Below are 2,910 nucleotides of genomic sequence, written 5' to 3'. Positions count from 1 at the left end.
CGCATTTCTATAAATCCTATTCCTGCTTTACGTTACAATCTTTTCTTAAAAAAAAGAAAAGTATTTTCACTTCAATCAGGGTTAATTAATAAACCATAGCATGAAAAAATTAGTACTATTTACTATTATCTTAATAACAATATCTTTTTCATCTTGCACAGATATTGACGATACACAACAAGAAACATTTTTATTAGTAAAATTTAAATTCGATGGCAATCAATTACGACTCAACAATGTTGGTCTACCTTCATTTGTTCCAACGGCTAACAGAGCACAAACGCCGTCAATTAATTTTATTTCTTCCAATTATTTAGAATTAGTACAAAATCAGTCAACTCAATTATCACAAGGAACAGTTTTATATCAAGGACCAGAAACTACTGCTGGTGGCGACAACGCAATAGATTTTGCACAAGCACTTATTGTTGTAGATGGCGAAACTTTTTTAAAAATTCCTTTAAAAAGTATTGCAACAGGAACGTATCAATACATAAGAGTTTCTGTATCGTATCAAAATTTTCAAATAAATGTACGTTATCAAGGTTTGGATAGAATAGGAACATTATCAAGTTTTGTTGGTTTTAACACTTATTTAAATAATAATACTAGTTTTCCAGTATCTGGAAATAAATTACAAGGATATTGGGAATTTGTAATGAACGATAATCTTTATTCAACATCTGGTCAAGCAGCTGTAAATGCTACAACTGTACCAAATCCTATTGCTGCTACTTCGCCAATTCCTCAGGGTTCGTGCGTAATTACTGGAAAATTTGAAACACCATTAGAAATAACAGGATTAGAAAAAAATAACATCAACTTGACATTATCACTTTCAACCAACAAAAGTTTTGAATGGAAAGAAAATTCTAATAATAATAAATACGACCCAAATCTTGGCGATGTTGTTGTAGATATGGGATTACGTGGATTAATTCCAAGCTATGCAAAATAAATTTGTTTAACCATTTTAAGCCAATTTACCATTTTAACTACTTAGCAATCAACAATTGTTAAACTACTTTAAATTCATTATAAATTATAACGTAAAGGTTGTAGTATTTTTTAATTAGCCGTATTTTTGTATCAATTTTAAAATAAATTATACACTATTATGGCAAAATCTGGATTACTAAATTCTTCTATTGCACGAAAAGTGGCCATGGCACTTTCTGGACTTTTCTTAATTTTATTTCTAGCACAGCACTGTTTTATTAATACAACTTCACTTTTTGGCGAAGAAACATTCAATGCAATTTCTCATTTTATGGGAAATAATCCATTGGTTCAATATGTTATTCAACCCATTTTAATTGTTGGAGTACTTTTTCATTTTAGTATGGGTTTTATATTAGATTATAAAAATCGTGCATCAAGACCAATTTCTTATGCTAAATATAATGGTGGCGCAAATGCTTCTTGGGCTTCAAGAAATATGATAATTACTGGTTCTGTAGTATTGGCATTTTTAGGGTTACATTTTTACGATTTTTGGATTCCAGAAATGAATTATAAATATGTAGAATCACTTCCATTAAACGAAACTAGATATTATGAAGAACTAATTCATAAATTTGAAAGTCCAGTAAGAACAGCATTATACAGCATTTCTTTTGTACTACTTGCAGTTCATTTATGGCACGGTTTTAATTCATCATTTCAATCTGTTGGATTCAACAATAAATATTCTAAATCATTAAAAACATTTGCCTACGCATTTTCAATTGTAGTTCCGGCTTTGTTTGTTTTTATAGCATTATTTCATCACTTTAATCATTAATAGTTAAATATTATGGCATTAGATTCTAAAATTCCAAGTGGTCCAATTTCAGATAAATGGACAAATTATAAAGATCATATTAATTTAGTAAATCCGGCAAACAAACGTAATATTGATATTATTGTTGTTGGTACTGGTCTTGCTGGTGGTTCTGCTGCAGCAACATTGGCCGAATTAGGTTATAATGTAAAAGCATTTTGTTACCAAGATTCACCAAGACGTGCGCACTCAATTGCTGCACAAGGCGGAATCAATGCTGCCAAAAATTATCAAGGCGATGGCGATTCAACTTTTAGATTATTTTATGATACTGTAAAAGGTGGCGATTATCGTGCAAGAGAAGCAAATGTGCATCGTTTGGCAGAAGTTTCTACTAATATTATTGATCAATGCGTTGCTCAAGGTGTTCCTTTGGCTAGAGAATATGGTGGATTGTTAGACAATCGTTCGTTTGGTGGAACTTTGGTTTCTAGAACTTTTTATGCTAAAGGTCAAACAGGTCAACAATTACTTTTAGGTGCCTATTCTGCAATGAACCGTCAAATAGGTCGTGGAAAAATAGAAATGCTAAACCGTCACGAAATGCTAGATTTAGTAATTGTAAACGGTAAAGCTCGTGGTATAATTGCTCGTGATTCTGTTACAGGAAAAATAGAACGTCATTCTGCACACGCAGTTGTTATTGCTTCTGGTGGATATGGAAATGTATTTTTTCTATCTACAAATGCAATGGGAAGTAACGTAACTGCATCGTGGAAAGTACATAAAAAAGGAGCTTATTTTGCAAATCCTTGTTATACACAAATACACCCAACTTGTATTCCAGTTTCTGGAGATCATCAATCTAAATTGACTTTAATGTCAGAATCACTTAGAAATGATGGTAGAATTTGGGTTCCGGCAAAACTTGAAGACGCACAAGCAATTCGCGAAGGAAAATTAAAACCAACTCAAATTGCCGAAGAAAATAGAGATTATTATTTAGAAAGAAGATATCCAGCATTTGGAAATTTAGTACCAAGAGACATTGCTTCTCGTGCTGCTAAAGAAAGATGCGATGCAGGTTTTGGTGTAAATAAAACAGGTGAAGCTGTTTATTTAGATTTTGCCGCAGCAATTTTAAGATA

General features: G+C 31.8%; 3 protein-coding genes. All 3 read left to right on the top strand.

All coding sequences use genetic code 11. From position 1 onward, the window contains the following. Positions 1-100: 100 nt before the first annotated feature. Positions 101-958, top strand: a complete 858-nt coding sequence (locus tag ACH2BO_RS07300) for a hypothetical protein (protein WP_395044094.1) — start codon at positions 101-103, stop codon at positions 956-958. A gap of 159 nt (positions 959-1,117) precedes the next feature. Then, complete coding sequence (locus ACH2BO_RS07295) at positions 1,118-1,783, top strand: succinate dehydrogenase cytochrome b subunit (protein WP_395044093.1); 666 nt, start codon at positions 1,118-1,120, stop codon at positions 1,781-1,783. Positions 1,784-1,795: 12 nt separating this feature from the next. Then, on the top strand, positions 1,796-2,910 hold a 1,115-nt coding region (gene sdhA / locus ACH2BO_RS07290), incomplete at its 3' end, for a succinate dehydrogenase (quinone) flavoprotein subunit (RefSeq protein ID WP_395044092.1).

Origin of the sequence: Flavobacterium sp. (genome assembly GCF_043773265.1) — a bacterium.
Classification (GTDB): Bacteria; Bacteroidota; Bacteroidia; order Flavobacteriales; family Flavobacteriaceae; genus Flavobacterium.
This window is presented reverse-complemented; position numbering and strand designations above follow the sequence as displayed.